The following is a 21,029-nucleotide window of genomic DNA, read 5'->3' as shown; positions in this document are numbered from 1 at the left end:
GGAGGGCGGCGCGCGGTGCGTGCTGCCCTCTTCCCCCCGTCATCCTGACGAAAGTCAGGACCCAGGGTTACGGGCGCCTACGCTGCTTGGCTCTGGGTCCTGACGTTCGTCAGGATGACGGAGGTGGTCGTGAGGCCTGCCTGCCTCACCACCGATAATTGAAACTGATGCTGATCCGCTCGCCCTTAGCAGCATTCGGCACCACCTCATGCCTGAGCCAGCTCTCCCACAAAAACACGCTCCCCGGCTTCGGCACCGCATAGACGAACGTCCGCAGATCCTCCGGCGCATCGTCGAGGCGAGTCGGCGCCGCCATCATCATCGGCAGCCGCGGATCCTCCAGCTTCAGCGCACCCGCGCCTTCGGGAATCGTCACGTACATCGTCCCCGACACGACGCTGTGCGGATGGATATGCCCCGAATGCGCGCCGCCCGGTTTCAGGACGTTCACCCACAGGCTGTCGAGCTTCAACTTCCGCCCGCCCAGATCGAACGCGCAATCCTTCGCGAACGCCGCGACATGCTTGTTGAGCACCCGCACCAGATCGCCGAACCGCGGATCGCGCAGCGGCAGGTCGTTGAGCGACGCGTACGACGTGTACCCGCGATAGCCATGCGCCTTCGACCACGCGACACCCGCGCGGTCCGCCTTGGACAGTTCGAGTGCAGCGTCCTCGAGCTCCTCGACCAGATCGTCATCGCCGAGATCGGCCTCGTAGAACCGGGTGGCGAACAGCGAGCGGGTGGTCATGGTTGCATCCTCACAGCGACATCATTCATGAAACGGACGTCGTCGCCCGCCGCCAGCCACGCCGCCTCCGCGGCGATCGCGCCGAGCATGTCGGACAGCGGCTCGATCTCGGCCTTGGCGTAATTGCCGAGCACATAGCCGGTGACGCGGTCCTTGTGCCCCGGATGCCCGATGCCGAGCCGCACGCGGCGGAAATCGGGGCCCAGATGCTGGTCGGTCGAGCGCAGCCCGTTATGCCCCGCGGTCCCGCCGCCGGTCTTCACCTTGACGCGGAAGGGGGCAATGTCGAGTTCGTCGTGGAACACCGTCAGCGCGTCGACGTCGAGCTTGTAGAAGCGCAGCGCTTCGCCGATCGACCGGCCGCTATCGTTCATGAAGGTCGCGGGCTTGAGCAGCAGGATCTTCTCGGAGCCTATCCGCCCCTCCTGAGTCCAGCCCTGGAACTGCTTCTTGACCGCGCCGAAGCCGTGCACTTCGGCGATCGCGTCGGCGACCATGAACCCGACATTGTGCCGGTGCATCGCATATTGCGCCCCCGGATTGCCGAGTCCCGCCCAGATCTGCACGTTCTATTCTCCAAGAAAAAGTCGCTGCCTGTGCCCCTACCGTCATTCCCGCGGAGGCGGGAACCCATACTGGCAAACCTCTCGATTCCTCACAAAGGTCCGAGGGTCTGGATCCCCGCCTGCGCGGGGATGACGGGCAGGGGTGGGGAAGGCGCGGACAAAGCCCGCCGATCCCCCAAAACGAAACGGGCGGGAAAGCCCTAGCTTTCCCGCCCGCCCGATCACGTCAAAACCATCATCCGAAGACGAAGGGCCGGAGCCCTTAGTCCTTCTTCTGCGGCGTGATCTTGTCGTCGTCGTTGTTGTCGTCGTTAGGCTCGACGACCGGCTCTTCGTCCGAAGCAGCCTCGGCGGCCTGCGCCTCGGCGACCTCAGCCTCGAGCTCTTCGTCCTCGACGGTCGGCACGGTCGGCGGCACGATCGTGGCGATCGCGAAGTCGCGGTCGTCGATCGCGGGCGTCGCGCCCTTGGGCAGCGTCACGTCGCTGATGTGGATCGAATCGCCGATTTCCATGCCGGTGAGCGAAATCGAGATCTCGCTCGGGATGTCCGATGCGTCGACGACCAGTTCGATCTCATGACGCGTGATGTTGAGGACGCCCTTGCCCTTCTTGATGCCCGGCGCGTCGTCTTCGTCGGTGAACACGATCGGCACCGCGACGGTGACGGTCGAGTGCTCGCCGATGCGCAGGAAGTCGACATGGATCGGGCGATCGCTGACCGGGTGGAACGAGACGTCCTTCGGCAGCGTGCGGACGCCGTTGACCATCACGACCGAATTCATGAAGTGGCCGGTCATCAGCGCCTTCATCAGCGCCTTTTCCTCGAGATGAACCGAGGTGGGTTCCTTGTTCAGGCCGTAGATCACGGCAGGCACGCGGCCATCACGACGCAGCGCCCGGGAGGCTCCCTTGCCAACCCGGTCACGCGTCTCGGCTGCGAGCGTCAACTGGTCGCTCATCAATATTCTCCGAAACTCGTTTGTTGTTCTTCCCGCCCACGCCTCCAGGGATGACCATGGACCGGAAGCGCGGGCGCATAGCGGAAGTACACGTTTTAATCAACTATACCCTCTCCCCTCGGGGGAGAGGGAGGGGCCCGCGTGCACTTGCACGTGGGAGGGTGAGGGCACGGGCTGCCCCAAACGCGTGCCCTCACCCTTCCGTCGCCTACGGCTCCTCCCTCCCTCTCCCCCAAGGGGAGAGGGATTCAGCAGCTCAATACTTCACCCGCTCCGCCTTCACGCCAAGCTTGGCCAACTGCGCCTGCACGCTGTCCTGCCCCGCCAGATGCCCCGCGCCCACCGCAACGAACACCGTTCCCGGCGACTTCATCCGATTCGCGACCCACTCCGCCCAGCGCGCGTTACGATCCACCAGCAGCACCTTCGCCACCTCGGGCGAATCCTTCAGACTGTCGTTCATCTCCCGTGCCAGCGCCTCGGGATCGCCCTTCGCCCATTCGTCGACCATCGTCGCCATCGTCGTCTCGAGTTTCGGCAGTTCGTCGATCGTGGTGCCGAGAAACTGCAGCTGCGCCTTTTGCGACAGCCCGCCGAAATAGCCCAGCTGCTGCTCCGCCGTCTCCAGCCCGATCACCGGCTTGCCCGCCGCCTTGGCCGCCGCGGTGATCACATGCTCGGGCCCATTCTCCGAGTCATAGCCGAGCTTCGACAGCGGCGCGATCGACAGGTTGGTCGCCGCGAGCCAAGGCCGAAACCGATCGAACGCGTTCGCCGGCAGCCCCAGGTCGGTCACCGCCTTCGCATAGGCAGCACGCTTGTCCGCGGGCAGTTGTTCGGTCAGCGTCGGGCCATCCTTCGCCACGCCGGTCGCCATCACGAGGCTCTGCATCTTGTTCGCATCGGGCATCACCAGCTCGAGCACCACCTGCTGCGACCGGTCGAACGCGGTCTTCACCGCCTCGTCGAACCACGTCATGCCGGGTTTCAGCACATGGATCGTCCCGAACAGATAGATCGTCGTGTCCTTGTCCTTCACCACCCACAACGCCGGATCGGCATCGTTGGCGGCCTGCACGGGCTTCGGCGCGACCTGCGCGCAGGCGGGGAGGGCGAACGCCATCGCGATCGCGGAGAGCGCGGATCGGAACGGGACGATCTTCGAAAACAGCTTCAAGGCCAGGGCATCCTTATCGTTGGTCGCCCCCATGTAGGATGCCCCACTCAAACGCACCACTTGCCTCTCGCACCCCCATCCGCCAAAGCCCGCGCGTGACCCAGCCCCTGAAAAAGCCTCTCAGCTTCCAGCGCATGATCCTCACGCTCCATGACTATTGGAGCGAGCACGGGTGCCTGATCCTGCAGCCCTACGACATGGAAATGGGTGCGGGCACCTTCCACACCGCCACGACGCTGCGCGCGCTCGGGCCGAAGCCGTGGAACGCCGCGTTCGTCCAGCCCTGTCGCCGTCCCACCGATGGCCGCTACGGCGAAAATCCGAACCGGCTCCAGCATTATTACCAGTATCAGGTGATCCTGAAGCCATCGCCGGCGAACCTCCAGGAGCTGTATCTGGGCTCGCTCGCGGCGATCGGCATCGACATGCTGAAGCATGACATCCGCTTCGTCGAGGACGACTGGGAAAGCCCGACGCTCGGCGCCTGGGGGCTCGGCTGGGAGGTCTGGTGCGACGGCATGGAGGTGACGCAGTTCACCTATTTCCAGCAGATGGGCGGCTTCGACATGAAGCCCGTCGCGGGCGAGCTGACCTACGGGCTCGAGCGCCTGGCGATGTATATCCAGGACAAGGACAGCGTCTACGACCTCGCGTTCAACGACGCCGGCGTCACCTATGGCGAGGTGTTCCTGGAGAACGAGCAGGAGATGTCGAAGTGGAACTTCGAGGTCGCCGACACGGACTCGCTGTTCGACCAGTTCCGCAAGCACGTCGCCGAATGCGAGAACAGCCTGAACCACAAGCTGCCGATCCCGGCGTACGAGCAGGCGATCAAGGCCAGCCACGTCTTCAACCTGCTCCAGGCGCGCGGGGTGATCTCGGTCGCCGAGCGCCAGGCCTATATGGGCCGCGTCCGCGACCTCGCCAAAGGCGCCTGCGCCGCCTGGATGGACAAGCACGGATGGGCGGCATGATGCGCCCAAGCGCCGCAGGCTGTATCTCGTCTTCTCTCCGCGTCCTCTGCGCCTCTGCGCGAACAGACTATCGCGCAGAGGCGCAGAGAGCGCAGAGTGTTTTTGCTCCGACCGGTGAGCCCGAATGACCGACTTCCTCCTGGAGCTCCGCTCCGAAGAAATTCCTGCCCGCATGCAGGCGAAGGCGCGCGAAGACCTCGCCAAGCTGTTCACCGCCGAACTCGCCAAGGCCGGGATCGCCACCAGCGACATCGTCACCTACGCGACGCCGCGCCGGCTGACGCTGATCGCGCGCGACCTGCCGCTCGAGACCGCCGCGGTCTCCGAAGAGGTGAAGGGCCCCAAGACGTCGGCCCCCCCGCAGGCGCTCGAAGGCTTCCTGCGCAAGACCGGTCTCACGCGCGAGCAGCTCGTCGATCGCGGCGGCACGCTGTTCGCGGTCACCGAAAAGCCCGGCCGCGCCACCGCCGCCGTGCTGGCGGAGGCGATCCCCGCGATCGTCCGTGCGTTCCCATGGCCCAAGTCGATGCGCTGGGGCGACGCCTCGGCCAGCACCGAAAGCTTGCGCTGGGTCCGCCCGCTGCAAGGCATCGTCGCGCTGCTCGGCGAAGAGATCGTGCCGTTCGAGATCGCCGGGATCGAGAGCGGCGCCGCCACGCTCGGCCACCGTTTCCACCACCCGTACCAGATCACGATCGGCGGCGCGCACGACTATGTCGAGAAGCTGCGCGCCTGCCACGTCATCGTCGACCAGGACGAGCGCGCGACGCTGATCCGCGATCACGCGCGCGAGGCCGCGATGCAGGCCGGGCTCGAACTGATCGACGACGAGGGTCTCGTCGTCGAGAATGCCGGGCTCACCGAATGGCCGATTCCGCTGCTCGGCCAGTTCGACCCCGCGTTTCTCGACGTGCCGCCCGAGGTGATCCAGCTCACCGCGCGCGTGAACCAGAAATATTTCGTCTGCCGCAGCGCCGACGGGACGCTCGCCAACGCGTTCGTCTGTACCGCTAACATCGCCGCGCACGACGGCGGCGCGAAGATCGTCGAGGGCAACCGCAAGGTCCTCGCCGCACGGCTGTCGGATGCGAAGTTCTTCTACGACACCGACCTGAAGGTGCCGCTCGAAGAGCAGGCCGCCAAGCTCGAAAAGATCGTCTTCCACGAAAAGCTCGGCACGCTGGCCGACAAGGTCGACCGCGTCGCGAAGCTCGCCCGCTGGCTGGTCGAAGAGGGTATCGTCACGTCTTCTGCTCCCCTCCCGCKMGCGGGAGGGGAGTGGTGAACTGGCGGACCTCGCGGAACGCGCCGCCCGTCTCGCCAAGGCGGATCTCGTCACCGGCATGGTCGGCGAGTTCCCCGAATTGCAGGGCCTGATGGGCGGCTACTACGCCGCAGCCCAGGGCGAGCACCCCGCCGTCGCCGCCGCGATCCGCGACCATTACAAGCCGGTCGGGCAGGGGGATGACGTCCCCACCGACCCGGTTACGGTGGCAGTCAGCTTGGCTGACAAGCTTGATACGATTGCTGCATTCTTTCTATCCGATTTGCCGCCATCGGGCTCTCGGGATCCGTTCGCCTTGCGGCGAGCAGCATTGGGGGTGCTAAGTCTGCTACTTAAAAATAATATTCGTGTTCAACTCCGATGGGCACTTGCGTTTCCCATGAGTGCTCTGGCGGCTTCAATTGCCGGCAGGGAAGACGTTCGTGCCTTTGAAGAGGCGATGGCTGCGCACAGAGCAGCTGGGTCGCTTGTTACCGAATTAGACTACGCTGATGCCCGTTCTCACGCAAAATCCGTATCAATGTCGCAGCAAGCGATGGATGAGCTTTATGAGAAGCAAATTCTTCCAACGATATCGAAGCTCCTCGACTTCTTCGCCGACCGCCTCAAAGTCCAGCAACGCGAAGCCGGTGTCCGCCACGACCTGATCGACGCGGTGTTCGCGCTCGGTGGCGAGGACGATCTCGTCCGGCTGCTCGCGCGCGTCCACGCGCTCCAGGCGTTCGTGACCACCGAGGACGGCAAGAACCTGCTCGCCGGCTACAAGCGCGCCGCCAATATCCTCAAGAAGGAAGCCCCTTCCGGTTCCCCCGCGAACGCGGGGGCCCAGGGACTCAGCGGCGGCGAACTCCGGGAGGGTGCGGACCTGGCCCCCCGCGTTCGCGAGGGAACAGCAGAAGGCGAGAAGGAACCGCTGTCCTACACGCCCGAACCGGCAGAGGCTGCGCTGATGACCGCGCTCGACTCCGCCGAACCCCACGCCACCGCAGCAATCGCCCGCGAGGATTTCGCCGCTGCGATGGCCGCGCTCGCGTCGCTGCGCGCGCCGATCGACGCCTTCTTTGATAGCGTTATCGTCAACGACGCCGATCCCGCCAAGCGCTCCGCCCGTCTCGCCCTACTTGAGCGAGTCCGTGCCGCAGTGCACAACGTTGCAGATTTTTCGAAGATCGAGGGCTGACGGGAATGGATGTGCAGACAGCTCCCAGCGTCTGCACTTCCTATACTTCACTTTTGCCCTGCCCGTAAAAACAAGCACTTAGAGGACCCGTGATGACCCAATATGTGTACCGCTTCGGCGGCGGTGTTTCGGATGGCGGCAAGGGCGACCGCAACCTGCTCGGCGGCAAGGGTGCGAACCTGGCCGAGATGGCGTCGATCGGCCTGCCGGTCCCGCCGGGCTTCACGATCTCGACCGAGTTCTGCGCAGTCTATTACGACGAGGGTGCCCAGTTCCCGCAGGCCTTGCGCGACGAGGTCGCGACCGGCCTCGCGCATATCGAAGGCGTCACCGGCAAGAAGTTCGGCGACGCCGCCGACCCGCTGCTCGTCTCGGTCCGCAGCGGCGCGCGCGCGTCGATGCCGGGGATGATGGACACCGTCCTCAATCTCGGCCTCAACGACCAGACCGTCGAGGGCCTCGCCGCCAAGTCCGAGGACGCGCGCTTCGCGTGGGACAGCTATCGCCGCTTCATCCAGATGTACGCCGACGTCGTCCTCGAGCTCGATCACGGCGCGTTCGAGGAAGCGCTCGAGATCGCCAAGGAAGACCAGGGCTTCACGCTCGACACCGAGCTCAGCGCGGACGACCTGCGCGCGCTCGTCGCCGAATATAAGGGCCTCGTCGAAAAGCAGTGGGGCAAGCCCTTCCCGCAGGACGTCCACGATCAGCTCTGGGGCGCGGTCGGCGCGGTGTTCGGCTCGTGGCAGTCCGAGCGTGCGAAAGTCTATCGCCGCCTCAACGACATCCCCGCCGCCTGGGGCACCGCGGTCAACATCCAGGCGATGGTGTTCGGCAACATGGGCGACACCTCGGCGACCGGCGTCGCGTTCACGCGCGACCCGTCCAAGGGCGATCGTGCCTATTACGGCGAGTTCCTGATCAACGCGCAGGGCGAGGACGTCGTCGCCGGCATCCGCACGCCGCAGTACCTGACCAGGACCGCGCGCGAAGACGCCGGCGCCAAGCCCGCCTCGATGGAAGAGGCGATGCCCGAGGTCTATGGCCAGCTCGCCGACGTGTTCGACACGCTCGAAAACCATTATCGCGACATGCAGGACATCGAGTTCACGGTCGAGAAGACCAAGCTCTGGATGCTCCAGACTCGCGCCGGCAAGCGCACCGCCAAGGCCGCGCTCAGGATCGCGGTCGACATGGCCAACGAAGGCCTGATCACGCGCGAGGAGGCGATCCTGCGTGTCGAGCCGATGGCGCTCGACCAGCTGCTCCACCCGACGCTCGATCCCAAGGCGCACCGCGACGTGCTGACCAAGGGGCTTCCCGCCTCGCCGGGCGCCGCCTCGGGTGCGGTCGTGTTCGACGCCGATGCCGCCGAGAAGAAGGCCGCCGATGGCGTCGCCGTCATCCTCGTCCGCACCGAGACCTCGCCCGACGACATCCACGGCATGCATGCGGCCAAGGGCATTCTCACCGCACGCGGCGGCATGACCAGCCACGCGGCCGTCGTCGCACGCGGCATGGGACGCCCCTGCGTCTCGGGCGCCGGCACGCTGTCGATCGACGCCAAGGCGAAGATCATGCGCTGTGGCGGTCGTGAGGTTAAGGAGGGCGACCTGCTCACGATCGACGGCACCACGGGCGAAGTGATGATCGGCGCGGTCGCGACCGTACAGCCCGAACTGTCGGGCGATTTCGCGACGCTGATGGTATGGGCCGACGAGGTCCGCCGCCTGAAGGTCCGCGCGAACGCCGAGACCCCCGAGGATTGCCGCGTCGCACGCGAGTTCGGCGCCGAGGGCGTCGGCCTGTGCCGTACCGAGCACATGTTCTTCGAAAGCAGCCGCATCACCAACGTCCGCCAGATGATCCTGGCCAGCGACGAGAAGGGCCGTCGCGCCGCGCTCGACAAGCTGCTCCCCGAACAGCGCAAGGATTTCACCGAGATCCTCGAGGTGATGGCCGGGTTGCCGGTGACGATCCGCCTGCTCGATCCGCCGCTCCACGAATTCCTGCCGCACGAGGAATCCGAATTCGCCGAAGTCGCGACCGCGGCGGGCGTCGATGTCGACACCTTGAAGCGCCGCGCGGCGGAGTTGCACGAGTTCAACCCGATGCTCGGCCATCGCGGCTGCCGTCTCGGCGTGACCTACCCTGAGATCTACGAGATGCAGGCACGTGCGATCTTCGAGGCGGCGGTCGACGTCGCGGAGAAGTCGGGCGCGGCACCGATCCCCGAGGTCATGATCCCGCTGGTCGCGACGCGTCGCGAGCTGGAACTGATGAAGGCGGTCGTCGACAAGGCCGCGCAGGCCGTGTTCGCCGACAAGGGCCGCACGATCGAGTATCTCGTCGGCACGATGATCGAACTACCCCGCGCGGCACTCCGCGCTGGTGAGATCGCGGAAGTCGGCGAGTTCTTCTCGTTCGGCACCAACGACCTGACGCAGACGACGCTCGGCGTCAGCCGCGACGACGCCTCGCGGTTCCTGGGGGCCTATGTCGAGCAGGGCATCTACGCGAAGGACCCGTTCGTCAGCATCGACGTCGAGGGCGTCGGCGAACTGATCGAGATCGCCGCCGAACGCGGCCGAAAGACGCGCGCGGGCATCAAGCTCGGCATCTGCGGCGAACATGGCGGCGACCCGGCAAGCATCGCGTTCTGCGAGAAGGTCGGCCTCGATTACGTCTCGGCGTCACCGTACCGCGTCCCGATCGCCCGCCTCGCCGCGGCGCAGGCAGCGCTGACGAAGAAGTAACGCCAACCCAAAAAACAACACCACCCCGGCGGCGGCCGGGGCCCAATTGGAACGTCCTGAGTAACTAAGGATTTTCCCAAGTTACTCAGCATCCCCAATTGGGCCCGGCCTACGCCGGGGTGGTAAAAGAAGAAGACTGTGTCCCCGCGAAGGCGGGGACCCAGACTGGGCTCCCGCCTTCGCGGGAGCACAAGGAAGCGGGAGGAAACCTCACCCCCCGCTCCAAACCTTACCGACGCTGATCGAAATCGAACCAGCCACGCTTGGTCCCATCGGCCCGATACGCCGGCCGAGCCTCAGACCGCGCAACCGTATCGCCAACCGGCCGACGCTCCACGACCGGCGCCGCGACCGGCGCAACCGAAGCCGCCTTCACCAGCCGTGCATTCTCATGCTCCGCCTCAGTCGCCCGCTTCTCCGCAGCAACCGCCCTCAGGTCCGAATCCTTCTTAGCAGCCCCGTGTGCGTCACGCTCGGCCAGATACCGCGCCTTCCACTTCTTGCCCCCCGGATGGCTCGCCAGTCCGAACAGCCAGCCGGCAACAAAGACCAGCGCAAGCGCCGCGAACTGCGTAGGTGTGGAAAACAACGGCATCGTAAAACCCTCCTGTTACGGCAGCTCAACGATCCGCCCGCGCTGCGGTTGCCTAGGTCTTGATGAGCGCATCGGAGATCGAACACGCCGCCGGCCCGAGGATGACGACGAACAGCACCGGCAGGATGAACAGGATCAGCGGGATCGTCATGATGGCGGGCAGCCGCGCGGCCTTTTCCTCGGCGCGCATCATCCGCTCGTTGCGGAATTCGCCCGACAGTACGCGCAGCGCAGATGCCAGCGGCGTGCCGTATTTCTCGGTCTGGATCATCGTCGTGACGACGCCCTTCACCGCGTCCAGCTTCACGCGCATCGCCAGATTCTCGAACGCCGTCCGCCGATCGGTCAGGAACCCCAGCTCGATCGCGGTCAGCGTGAACTCCTCGCCGAGCTCGGGATAGGCGCGGCTGAGCTCGCGCGCGACCCGGTGGAACGCGGCGTCGACGGTCAGCCCCGCTTCCGCGCAGATCACGAGCAGATCGAGTGCGTCGGGCAACCCCTTGCGGATCGCGTCCGAGCGCTTCTTGATCTTGTTGTCTAGAAAGAGGTCGGGCGCCTTGTAGCTCAGGATGAACGTCATCGCGACGAGCCCGTATTTCTTCAGCGGGCCCCAGGTCGCAAAGCCGTCGGTGCCGTACACCCAGTACAGCATCGCGCTCCCCAGCACGATCGGCAGCACCAGCCGGCCGAAGATCACCGCGGGCGCCCATTCCTTCGATCGGATGCCCGCCTGCATCAGTTTCAGCTGGACCGCCTTGACCTGGCTGTCCTGCAACATCTTCATCGACGAGAGCATGCCGCGCATCTTGTCGGCGGTGTCGTTGCGCTGCACCAGCTTGGCGCGGCGCTTGGTCGAGGCGGTGATGCCGGCCTTCAGCTGTTCGCGGCGATCGTTCAGCGCCTTGACGCGCTTGGTCATCGGATCGCTGACGGTGGTGGCGGCGTAGATCGCGACCATCACCGCGAACGCGGCGACGCCCGACAGGATCGTCGCGACCAGCAGGACGTCGATCCCGAGAATGGTAGGTCCGGCGGTCGTGCCCATCATCTTGGCCCTTAAATCTCGAAGCTGATCATCTTGGACATGATGAAGGCGCCGATTCCCATCCACACCATCCCGCCCATGCCGAGCACCATCAGCCGCTCGTCGATGAAGAACTTCTGCATGTACGTGCCGTTGATCACCCAGATCATCGCGAACACGATGAACGGCAGCGCGCCGATGATGTAGGCCGAGGCCTTCGATTCCGACGACATCGCCTTGATCTTCAGCTTCATCTGGCCGCGCAGCCGCAGCACGTTGGACAGGTTGGCCAGCGTCTCCGCCAGATTGCCGCCGGTCTCGCGCTGGATCGCGATCGTAATCACGAAGAATTGGAACTCGGGCGTACCCAGCCGGTCCGCGGTCTCCTGCAGCGCGGCATCCATCGTCCGGCCGATCTTCATCTTGTCGCTGACCGCGCGAAACTCCTCGCCGACCGGGCCGTCAATCTCATGGCCGACGACGCCAATCGTCTCGCTGATCGGCAGGCCCGAGCGCAGTCCGCGTACCAACAGGTCGATCGCATCGGGGAACTTGGCGGTGAACCTCCCGACCCGCCGACCAATCGTCTTGCCGACTAAGAAATGCGGCAACCCGACGCCGACGAACACGCCGAACAGCAGCGCGAGCAGGATCGGCAGTCCCTTGAGCAGCATCAGCGCCGCAACGACCAGCCCGATCCCCGCGGTCGCCAGCCCATATTGGCCGACCGTCCAGGTCTTGCCGGTCATTGCGAGCCTCTTGGCGAGCTGGACCGGATTGGGCAGGATCCGCGTGAAGGCGAGATCCATCTGGGTGTCGCGGTTCATCGAGATCCGGCGCAGCTGCGCCTCGGCGACCACCAGCGCGTCGCCGTGACGGTCGCGCAATGCCGCGATCCGCCGCGACTGCGCGCGGCCGGCGGACGGGCCCGAAAACGCGAGCGCGACCATCGCTAGCACGATCGACGCGCCGACGATGACCAGCACGAACGGCATCATCTCCATCGCGCCTATCGCCTTCCGCTCGGGAGGATCGGACCGCGGCTCATTTCGCTTTTGCCTTGGGCGCGCGCTTGGGGATCAACCCCTTCAGGTCACCGAACTTGCCGATCAGCGACTTGCCCTTCGACTTGGCGCCGTCGGTCGCGCCGTCGGGCACGGCGGAGGCGATCGCGTTCGCGAGCGCGGTGATCGGCGCGATCGTCTTCGACGTCTTGCCCACCTCGACGATCGGCTTGCCGAGCTTGGCGGCCTGCGCGGCGAGCTTCTGGTCGAACGGCACGAGATAATCGATCTTGCGCTCGATCGAGCCCTCGAAATCCTTGCGGCTGATCTCGAGCTGACCGCCGGCGTGCATCTTGTTGGCGAGCACGAACAGCTCGGTCTGCGGCGCGTTCGTCTTCATCCACGACAGGATCCGGATCGTGTCACGGGCGGAGGCGAGCGTCAGTTCAGTCACGATCACCGCCAGCTGGACGTCGCTGACGAGCTGCGGATGCTGGATCAGCATCGCCCGCGGCAGATCGACGACGGTGCATTCGAACGCGGCGCGCATCTCTTCCTGCAACTGGTAGAAGGCCGAGCCGTCGGTCACGAGTGGCGCGTTGATCGGCGCCTCGGCCGAGAGGACCGACAGCTTCTCCGACGCCTTGACCATCGCGCGTTCGATGAACAGCCCGTCGATCCGGCTCGGATTGTCGATCGCGTCGGTCAGCCCGCGCCCCGGCTCGAGATCGAGGCTGAGCGCCCCCGTCCCGAAATGGACGTCGAGATCAAGCAACGCGGTGGCGCGCTTTTCCTTGTCCGCCAGCAGCCAGGCGAGCGACGTCGCGACCGTCGAGGCACCGACGCCGCCGCGCGTACCGATCACCGCGACCGAGCAATGCGGCCGGTCGGTCGAGATCTCGACATGCTTGGGCGCGTTCAGCAGCGCCTGCGCATGGCCGAACGCCTCGCGGAGCATGTCCGCGTGCAGCGGCTTGAGGAGATAATCCTGGATCCCGCTCGACACGAGATCGCGGTACAGCCGGACGTCGTTCACCTGGCCAGCCGCGATCACGACGGTCCCTGGCTCGCACACTTCGGCGAGCGCGTTGATGTCGTTCAGCGGGTCACCCGATTCGGCGAGATCGACGAACAGGATCTGCGGCGAGGCGGAGACCGACAGCGACTGGATCGCGTTGCGCAGGCCACCCTTGTGGATCTTCTCGACCGCCCAGCCGAGTTCGCTCGCGACCGGGCGCAGTGCCTCGGCGGTAGTCTCGTCGCAGACATAGGCGGTAAAGGGTTCGCGCTGTGCGATGCCGCCGGGCTTCCAGGGTGCGTTCATCACTTCCCTCCCGTGCTGCTGGCGCTGAGCCCACCGGCACCGGTCGGCGCCTTTTTGCGATAGGTGTCGATCGCCTTGTACGACAGAGCGGCATCGGTTGTTTCGGTGCCGGGGGCGCCGCGGACCAGGTCGGCCGGGTTGGCGATCATCGCCGCCAGGTTGCGGTTGATCGCGCAGCCATAGTTGGACGAGGTGTTCGCCGCGAAATCATCCGACGAATTGCGCGACCAGTCGGGGCAGCGCGGCACGTCCGCGCGCATCCGGCTGACCACCACGCGGATCGTGCCTGGCGTCACCGGCGCGGGCGTCACCGGTGCATCGGCGCTCAGCAGCAGGCCATAGCGCGCGACGACCGCGGCGACATCGGTACGCGCGCGATACCCTTCCGCGGCAGGATCGTCGATCGCCACGCGGTCGCCATAGCCGAGATGCATCGTCGTCATCCAGCCGGCCAACCGCTCCTGTTCGCCCTGGGCAAGCTCGCCGCCGGACAGCCCGAGATCGAGCGCATAATCGGATCGGCTGACGACCGGCTGGTGGACCGATTCGAGGCCGCGATTCTCCGTGCCCATGCAGCCGGCCAGCAGCACGGCGAGCAGCAAGGCGGGCAGCAGGGACGCTAGGATCGAGGGCTTGCTCATCGGATATCCTTGGTGCGTGGGGCGCAGGCTCATGTCAGTGCGTCCCGGTCAGTTCGAAAAGCCGGGGGCGGGCAGGGCGCCGGGCTTCGCCTTGCCGCGCCTGTTCGCCGCCGCCACGGTATCCGCCGGGATGGTCGAGTCCTCGGTGCGGCGGGTATCGCCGCGCGGTACCGGCATCACCGGCGCCGCGGCCCCGACCGACGGCGCCGCATAGCGCGAGGGCGCGACCGTCGGCACCGGCCGCTTGCCGCCGTTGCTCGCGCTGAGCGTGCCCAGCAGCACGCGGTCGAGATCGCTCGGCGCGCGCGCGCCGTCGGTCGGCAGCGCGATGTCGCGCGAACTGTTGACCGGCTTCACCAGATACGGGGTGATGACGATGACCAGCTCGGTCTCGTTGCGCTGGAACGCGTTGGATCGGAACAGCGCGCCGATGATCGGCAGGCTCGAGAGCCCCGGCGTCTTGTCGTAGGAATTATTGTGGCTGTTCGAGAGCAGGCCGCTGATCATCATGCTCTGGCCCGACCCGAGTTCGACCGTCGTCTCGGTACGCCGGGTCGTCAGCCCGGGGACTCGCGTGCCGCTCAGTGTTACCGCGTTCGAATAATCGAGCTGCGACACTTCGGGGCGGACGCGCAGCGAGATGCGGCCATCCGACAGCACCGTCGGCGTATAGGCCAGGCTGATGCCATATTGCTTATACTCGACCGACACGGTGCCGAGCGCCTGCGCGAGCGGGATCGGAACCTCGCCACCCGCCAGGAACGTCCCCGTTTCGCCCGACAGCGCGGTCAGATTCGGGTTTGCCAGCGTCGTCACCTGGCCGGTCGTCTCGCCGAGATCGATCGCCGCGAGGAAATCCAGCCCGAGCAGGTTGCCCGCGAGCCCCAGCGTCGTGCGCTGTGCCCCCTTGGTGTAGGTCGACGTCTTCAATCCCGTCGTCGAGTCATAGGTGATCGTGCCCGGCGACCCCGATGTGCTGCCGAACAGGATGCCGGAGCCACCGCGATCCTGCGTCAGCAGGTTGACGCCGATATTCTTGACGAAGCTGCGGCTGACCTCGGCGACGCGCACCTGGAGGTTCACCTGCAGCGGCGTCGCGGTCTTGAGGCGCGACAGCACCTTGGTCGAATCACCGACGAATGCCTGGACGAGCCGTTCGGCCTCAGCCGCGTCCTCGGGGGCGAGCACTGTTCCGGTCAGCAGGATGAGCCCGTTCATCGGCGTGGCGACGACCTGTGCCTCGGGCATCGCCAGTGCGAGCATCTGCTGCACCGAGTCGAGGTTGTTGCCGACGCGGACGGTGGCCGCATAGACGACCGCGCCGCCCTTGGCGGTTGCCGAGATCGTCGTCTCGCCGGTCTTCTTGCCGAAGACATAGAGCTGGGTCGGTGACCGCACCTGGACGTCGGCGATCGAGTCGTCGGCGACGAACAGGTCGGTCATCGGCTGGGCCAGCGTTACCAACCGCCCGCGGCCGGTGTTGAGCTGGACGACCGGCGCGCCTGCGGGTGCGGTCGCCGCGCCGCGGCGTTGCGCCAGTGCAGGAACGGACGGGGCGGCACTCGCGGCGGCCAGGGCGACGGCCAGCGGCCATCCCAGCGGGGTCTTCGCAATACGCATGTCAGTTCTTCCCCCCGACTGGAACCACGGTCATCGCGGTGCCACGTGCGACCCGGACGACCGGTCCCTGGATCGCAGGCGTGCCGCCCCCGCCGCCACCACCGGACTGCATGATGGGCACGCCCTGCATCGCCGGGCCATCGCCGCCGACCGGCTTGCCGGGGATCGTGCTGCGCTGGTAGCGCGACACGTCAGCCCCGGTCTGGTAGCTCGATGCGCCCGCCGATGGCTGGCTAGCGAGCCGGACCATCATTGCCTTTTCTGCCTTGGGATCGTTGCCCTCGGGCACTTTCACCGCGCCCGATGCGATCGCTTCCTCGAGCTCGGCGGAATTGTCGGCGATCGAGCGCAGCGACAAGGACAGCGAACCGAGCGTCTGCGCCACGGCGACCTGTTCGGCCATTTTCGGCGTCGCCTCGATCGTCACGTTCGAGAAGGTGCGGACCTGCGTCTTGCCGTCCTCGCCGACGAGATTGTCGGTGCGCTGGTCGGTGGCGAGCACGCGGATGTTGCGCATGATGGTTTCGGACACCTTGAGCGGCTGGCCTTCGCCACCGCCCGCGACGGTCTGAGTGAGGACCAGATCGATCCGGTCGCCGGGAAACACGAAGCCTGCGACTGCCGCCTGCGCCGAGACGGGCACGGTGACCGCACGCATGCCGGGCCCGAGCGCGGCAGCAAGGAAGCCGCGGTCGCCCGGCTTGACGAGCGATCCCTGCGTCACCGGTTGCCCGGCGGTGATGTTGCTGCGCACCACGGTGCCCTGCAGCGACTGGAGGTTGGTCTTGTCACGCAGGTAATAGGCGTTGTCGACCAGCTCCTTGGGCCAGGGCTGGAACTTCAGCGCGGTGGCGTCGAGGATCGTACCGACCGGCAGCGAACGCGTCGCGACGAGCACTTCGGGACCGTCGATCACCGGTGCGGCCATCGCGACGGCACCGGCCTGCGGGGCAGAGCTGCCGGCGATCAGCGTTCTGGCAAAGAATGCCGTAAGGCCTGCGACAATCAGCGCGCCTACCAGCAATATGATCTTGCGACTATCCATGACTAGTTCGTGCCTTTCGGGCGCCGGGATTTCACTTCGACGTTAATCATGACTGAAACTGATTAAGGAGTGGTTCGCGCAGCGCCAGCAGCCCGGCGAATGCTATGGCCACGCCGTACGGGACTTCGATGGTCGCCGACGTTTTCTTTATGATGCGCTCGGCCATCATGACGATCGTGACGACACCGCCTGCGATCGACATGACCATCAGCATCGACAGATACGCCGGAAACGGCAGCCACAGCGCGAGCGCGACGATCAGCTTGACGTCACCGCCGCCCATCAGCCCGAAATGGAATACCAGCAGGAACACCGCGAACACCGCCAGCGCGACGCCGAGCTGCAGCGCCATGTCCGGCCAGATGTCGAGCCCGTTGGCATACCACCAGAGCGGCGCCAGAAGCGCGACCGCGGCGTTTTTCCAGTTGGCGATCTCGCGCGTTCGTGCATCCTCGATGCCGGCGGACACCAGCAGGCCGCCAAGCGCGAAAATCAAAATTGGAAGAGCAATGTTCCACCCCATCGGCTAGGCCCTAACGAAGATGGCTTTCGAAAAAGTAACCGTCCCGACCGATTATTCGCCCGGCAACCCGCACGTTACGCAGCGTGGCGATGCCGCCACCGTTCGGCGTGCGATCCCGGCCGATGCGCGTATCGGTTATTGGACCGCTTCCGATGGCTGGAAACTGCGGCGCTTCGACTGGCCGGCGCCGGCGCGGCGGGGCCGCATACTGTTCCAGACCGGGCGCGGCGACAGCGTCGAGAAGTATCTGGAGACGTTCGCGCATCTCCACGCGCACGGATGGTCGGTCACCGCATTCGACTGGCGCGGACAGGGCGGCTCGGGGCGCCTGTCCGCCGATCCGCATATCGGTCACGTCGGCGATTACACGGTCTACGACCGCGACCTCGCGGCTTTCTGGGCGGACTGGCGCGCGGAGGGCGACGGCGACGGTCAGCCGAACGTCGTGCTGGGCCATTCGATGGGCGGCATGATGGTCATGCGTGCGCTCGCCGCCCGCGCGATCGACGCCGATGCCGCGATCCTCGTCGCGCCGATGATCGGGCTGAAGTCGCCGGTCGGCGCCGGGATTGCCGGCCGTGCGGCCCGGTGGATGGCGGCGCACGGCAATCCCGCGCGCGGCGCATGGCGTAGCAACGAACGCCCCGGTTCGATCGCGTCGCGCCAGACCCTGCTGACTCACGACAGGTCGCGCTACGACGACGAAGGCTGGTGGCAAGAGCAGAACCCCGCGCTCCGCCTCGGCCCGCCAAGCTGGACATGGCTGGCACACGGCTTCGCCGCCGCCGCCGAACTTGCGGTAGATCCACGTATCGAAACCATCAAAACGCCAATATTGATGCTCGTCGCAGAAGCCGACAAGCTGGTCGAACCCCGCGCAACCTTGCGGCTCGGCGCGCGGTTGCCCGATGTGCAAATCGTCCGGTTCGGCCGCGAATCGGCACATGAGATCCTTCGCGAGGCGGATGGTGTGCGCAATCGGGCGCTGGCTGCGATCGATTCCTTCCTAGCTGCCGTCGTGCCGCCTCGCACGTGACGTCCGTGTTTGATCCGATCTACGACGTGGTGATCGTCGGCGCGGGGATGGCCGGGGCCAGTTTGGCCGCGGCGCTAGGCCCAGACGCGCGCGTCTTGGTTCTCGAGGCGGAGGCGGCGCCCGGCTATCATGCCACCGGGCGGTCCGCGGCGTTCTGGTCGGAGACCTATGGCGGCCCGGATATCCAGCCGTTGACCACCGCATCGGGCCCGATGCTCGAGGCGGGGGGGCATCTGGCGCCGCTCGGATCGCTGCATATCGGCCGTGCGAAGGACGCGGCGGCGATCGATGCGTTCCTGGCGGCGTTCGTCGACAGCGCCGTGGTCCTCGACCGGGTCGACCCGGCCGCGTTCATCCCCGGTCTGCGCAGCGACTGGGTCCTCGGCGTGCAGGAGCCGAGTTGCGCCTATATCGACGTCGCCGCGCTCCACGCGGGGTCCATCGCGACCGCCCGCCGCGCCGGCGCCGTGTTCGTCACCGATGCCGCATTCCAGGATGCGACCCGCGCAGACAGTATCTGGACGATCGCCACGCAGGCGGGAACGGCGCGCGCACGCATCCTCGTCAACGCCGCCGGGGCGTGGGCGGACAGTGTGGCGATCCGCGCAGGCGCAAGCCCGCTCGGGCTGCAGGCCTATCGCCGGACGATGGTCCAGCTGCGTACCAATCCGGGTGCACCCGACGCCCTACCGCACGTCGCCGACATTGCCGGGAGATTCTATTTCAAGCCCGAGCCGGGCGGCCGTTTGTGGCTCAGCCCACATGACGAGACGCCGACCGACCCCTGCGATGCGGCGCCGGAAGAGATCGACGTCGCGATCGCTATTGACCGATTCGAGCAGGCCGTCGACTGGCAGGTCGCCGCGGTCGAGCGCCGCTGGGCGGGGTTGCGCACGTTCGCGCCTGATCGCCTCCCGGTCTACGGCTTTGACCGCGACGTACCCGGATTCTTCTGGGCTGCGGGGCAGGGAGGGTTCGGTATCCAGACCGCGCCCGCCGCAGCGTTGCTCGCCGCCGCTCTGCTGCTGGGCAGCAACCCCGACCCGGTCGTCGCGGGGATCGACGCCGACCGCTACGCGCCGGGTCGGTTTACCTGATCGGCAAGTAGCGGCGCGCCCTGCCGCAATTCCCAAAAACCCACCGGCCAGCCGCGCTTACCGCCGGCCAGCCGCTACCGCGGCGTCGCTCGCCAGCTTGTCGGCGCGCTCGTTTTCCGGGTGGCCGGCATGGCCTTTGACCCATTGCCATTCGATCCTGTGCCGCGCGACCGCCGCGAGCAGCGCGTGCCACAGTTCGGCATTCTTCACCGGCTTCTTGTCGGCGGTCTTCCAGCCGTTGCGCTGCCAACCCTTCACCCACTTGGTCAGGCCGTCCATCACATATTTGCTGTCGGTGTACAGCGTTACCGCGCACGGCCGGGTCAGCGCGTTGAGCGCCTCGATCGCCGCGGTCATCTCCATTCGGTTGTTCGTCGTCGGCGACTCGCCACCCGACAATTCCTTCTCGTGCGCGCCCATCCGGATCACCGCGCCCCAGCCGCCGGGGCCCGGATTGCCCTTGCAGGCACCGTCGGTGAAGATCTCGACCTTGGTGATGGAAACGGCAGCTTCGTCAGTCATGCAAACAGATCGTCCTTGAGATACGTCTCGAGCCGCCGCCAATAGGCCAGCGGATCCTTCCGCGTCACCAGCGCATCCGCCGGCGTGTTGAGCCAGTCCCACGCGCGCGTCAGCAGGAACCGGAGGCACGCGCCCCGCGCGAGGATCGGCAGCGCCGCACGCTCGGCGTCGGACAGCGCGAACTGGCCGGCATAGCCATCGATCAGCGCCTTGCCGATCGCGGCATTGTAATTCTCGCCATTGCCGTCGAACGCCCAGGACGTGTGCATCACCGCCAAGTCATAGGCGCGGATGTCGGTGCACGCGAAATAGAAGTCGATCACGCCGGTCACCCGGTCGCCGAGCATCAGCACGTTGTCGGGAAACAGATCGGAATGGATCGCCGCCATCGGCAGGTCGCGCGGCCACTGCGCCAGCACCGATCTCAGCGCGGCCTCGGTCCGGTCGAACAGCCCCGGCGCGATCGAGTCGATGTCGCGCCCGCATCGCGCGAGGAACGGCCGCCACGTATCGGCCCCGAGCGGGTTGGCGCGGGTCTGCCCGAAACCGGCAAGGCTGGTGTGCATATGACCCATCGCAGCACCCGCGGCATAGGCCTGCGCAGCGGTGGGATGTGACACCGACACGCCGGTCAGGAACTCGATCAGGCATGCCGATCGCCCTGCCAGCTGCTGGATCGCGACGCCGTCCCGGTCGGGCAGCGCTCGCGGCACCGGATTGCCGTCCGCTGCAAGATGATCGAGCATGTCGAGGAAGAACGGCAGGTCTTCGGTCGACGTTCGCTCTTCGTACAGCGTCAGGATGAAGCGGTCGGCGGTCGTCTCGACGAGGTAGTTGCTGTTCTGGACCCCCTCGGCGATGCCTTTGGCGGACAGAAGCTCGCCGTGGTCGTAGCGCGCGAGAAAGGCGCCCAGTGCCTCGGCCGAAACCTGCGTATAGACCGCCATG

General features: G+C 66.3%; 20 protein-coding genes. 6 read left to right on the top strand and 14 right to left on the bottom strand.

Annotation, left to right across the window (positions count from 1 at the left end; genetic code table 11):
- Positions 1 to 145: 145 nt before the first annotated feature.
- From ASE79_RS02935 to ASE79_RS02920, 4 genes are all read right to left on the bottom strand, one after another.
- Positions 146 to 751, bottom strand: a complete 606-nt coding sequence (locus ASE79_RS02935) for a TIGR02466 family protein (protein ID WP_056411560.1) — start codon at positions 749 to 751, stop codon at positions 146 to 148.
- Entirely contained in the window at positions 748 to 1,317 is a 570-nt protein-coding gene (gene pth / locus ASE79_RS02930; protein ID WP_056411558.1) for an aminoacyl-tRNA hydrolase, read from the bottom strand. The genes ASE79_RS02935 and pth overlap by 4 nt, the downstream gene beginning before the upstream one ends.
- A gap of 262 nt (positions 1,318 to 1,579) precedes the next feature.
- On the bottom strand, positions 1,580 to 2,278 hold the full coding sequence (locus ASE79_RS02925; protein ID WP_056411556.1) for a 50S ribosomal protein L25/general stress protein Ctc: 699 nt from the start codon (positions 2,276 to 2,278) through the stop codon (positions 1,580 to 1,582).
- Between the two features lie 256 nt (positions 2,279 to 2,534).
- Positions 2,535 to 3,401, bottom strand: a complete 867-nt coding sequence (locus ASE79_RS02920) for a TraB/GumN family protein (protein WP_056413292.1) — start codon at positions 3,399 to 3,401, stop codon at positions 2,535 to 2,537.
- A 188-nt stretch (positions 3,402 to 3,589) separates the two neighbouring features.
- Here ASE79_RS02920 and ASE79_RS02915 point away from each other — a divergent pair, with 188 nt between their 5' ends.
- The 4 genes from ASE79_RS02915 to ppdK all read left to right on the top strand — a co-directional run bounded on the left by ASE79_RS02915 (position 3,590) and on the right by ppdK (position 9,650).
- Positions 3,590 to 4,429: a glycine--tRNA ligase subunit alpha gene (locus ASE79_RS02915; RefSeq protein WP_056411553.1), complete on the top strand. Its 840-nt coding sequence runs from the start codon at positions 3,590 to 3,592 to the stop codon at positions 4,427 to 4,429.
- Positions 4,430 to 4,553: 124 nt separating this feature from the next.
- A complete protein-coding gene (gene glyS / locus ASE79_RS22020) occupies positions 4,554 to 5,714 on the top strand; it encodes a glycine--tRNA ligase subunit beta (protein WP_416354497.1) in 1,161 nt (386 codons plus the stop codon).
- Between the two features lie 58 nt (positions 5,715 to 5,772).
- Positions 5,773 to 6,894, top strand: coding sequence for a glycine--tRNA ligase subunit beta (locus ASE79_RS22015; RefSeq protein WP_416354496.1), 1,122 nt, complete (start codon positions 5,773 to 5,775; stop codon positions 6,892 to 6,894).
- 92 nt (positions 6,895 to 6,986) lie between these two features.
- A complete protein-coding gene (ppdK, locus tag ASE79_RS02905) occupies positions 6,987 to 9,650 on the top strand; it encodes a pyruvate, phosphate dikinase (protein ID WP_056413291.1) in 2,664 nt (887 codons plus the stop codon).
- Between the two features lie 229 nt (positions 9,651 to 9,879).
- Here the strand turns inward: ppdK and ASE79_RS02900 are convergent, their stop codons facing one another.
- From ASE79_RS02900 to ASE79_RS02865, 8 genes are read right to left on the bottom strand one after another with little or no spacing between them, the layout of a single operon-like run.
- Positions 9,880 to 10,245, bottom strand: a complete 366-nt coding sequence (locus ASE79_RS02900; RefSeq protein ID WP_056411552.1) for a hypothetical protein — start codon at positions 10,243 to 10,245, stop codon at positions 9,880 to 9,882.
- Between the two features lie 52 nt (positions 10,246 to 10,297).
- Positions 10,298 to 11,290: a type II secretion system F family protein gene (locus ASE79_RS02895; RefSeq protein WP_056413288.1), complete on the bottom strand. Its 993-nt coding sequence runs from the start codon at positions 11,288 to 11,290 to the stop codon at positions 10,298 to 10,300.
- An 11-nt stretch (positions 11,291 to 11,301) separates the two neighbouring features.
- Positions 11,302 to 12,273 carry a type II secretion system F family protein gene (locus ASE79_RS02890; protein WP_056411549.1) on the bottom strand — a complete coding sequence of 324 codons (972 nt, stop codon included), beginning with the start codon at positions 12,271 to 12,273 and terminating at the stop codon, positions 11,302 to 11,304.
- Between the two features lie 40 nt (positions 12,274 to 12,313).
- Positions 12,314 to 13,597 carry a P-loop NTPase gene (locus ASE79_RS02885; protein WP_056411547.1) on the bottom strand — a complete coding sequence of 428 codons (1,284 nt, stop codon included), beginning with the start codon at positions 13,595 to 13,597 and terminating at the stop codon, positions 12,314 to 12,316.
- Positions 13,597 to 14,238, bottom strand: a complete 642-nt coding sequence (locus ASE79_RS02880; protein WP_056413285.1) for a CpaD family pilus assembly protein — start codon at positions 14,236 to 14,238, stop codon at positions 13,597 to 13,599. The genes ASE79_RS02885 and ASE79_RS02880 overlap by 1 nt, the downstream gene beginning before the upstream one ends.
- Positions 14,239 to 14,286: 48 nt before the next feature.
- Complete coding sequence (locus tag ASE79_RS02875) at positions 14,287 to 15,858, bottom strand: type II and III secretion system protein family protein (RefSeq protein WP_056411545.1); 1,572 nt, start codon at positions 15,856 to 15,858, stop codon at positions 14,287 to 14,289.
- A 1-nt stretch (position 15,859) separates the two neighbouring features.
- On the bottom strand, positions 15,860 to 16,903 hold the full coding sequence (cpaB, locus tag ASE79_RS02870; RefSeq protein WP_056411542.1) for a Flp pilus assembly protein CpaB: 1,044 nt from the start codon (positions 16,901 to 16,903) through the stop codon (positions 15,860 to 15,862).
- Between the two features lie 46 nt (positions 16,904 to 16,949).
- Positions 16,950 to 17,399, bottom strand: a complete 450-nt coding sequence (locus ASE79_RS02865; RefSeq protein WP_416354495.1) for an A24 family peptidase — start codon at positions 17,397 to 17,399, stop codon at positions 16,950 to 16,952.
- A 46-nt stretch (positions 17,400 to 17,445) separates the two neighbouring features.
- On the opposite strand from ASE79_RS02865, the gene ASE79_RS02860 reads away from it, so the two are divergent.
- Together ASE79_RS02860 and ASE79_RS02855 are read left to right on the top strand one after the other, a co-directional pair.
- A complete protein-coding gene (locus tag ASE79_RS02860) occupies positions 17,446 to 18,462 on the top strand; it encodes an alpha/beta fold hydrolase (RefSeq protein WP_082445024.1) in 1,017 nt (338 codons plus the stop codon).
- Between the two features lie 47 nt (positions 18,463 to 18,509).
- Positions 18,510 to 19,559 (top strand): NAD(P)/FAD-dependent oxidoreductase, encoded by a 1,050-nt coding sequence (locus ASE79_RS02855; RefSeq protein ID WP_056413279.1) that lies wholly within the window; start codon positions 18,510 to 18,512, stop codon positions 19,557 to 19,559.
- 57 nt (positions 19,560 to 19,616) lie between these two features.
- Here ASE79_RS02855 and rnhA read toward each other — a convergent pair whose 3' ends face one another.
- Both rnhA and thrB read right to left on the bottom strand, forming a co-directional pair.
- Positions 19,617 to 20,081, bottom strand: a complete 465-nt coding sequence (gene rnhA / locus ASE79_RS02850) for a ribonuclease HI (RefSeq protein WP_056411539.1) — start codon at positions 20,079 to 20,081, stop codon at positions 19,617 to 19,619.
- Positions 20,078 to 21,028, bottom strand: coding sequence for a homoserine kinase (thrB, locus tag ASE79_RS02845; protein ID WP_056411536.1), 951 nt, complete (start codon positions 21,026 to 21,028; stop codon positions 20,078 to 20,080). The genes rnhA and thrB overlap by 4 nt, the downstream gene beginning before the upstream one ends.
- Position 21,029: the final 1 nt, after the last annotated feature.

The organism is Sphingomonas sp. Leaf28, from assembly GCF_001421685.1.
In the GTDB taxonomy this organism is placed as follows: domain Bacteria; phylum Pseudomonadota; class Alphaproteobacteria; order Sphingomonadales; family Sphingomonadaceae; genus Sphingomonas; species Sphingomonas aurantiaca.
This window is presented reverse-complemented; position numbering and strand designations above follow the sequence as displayed.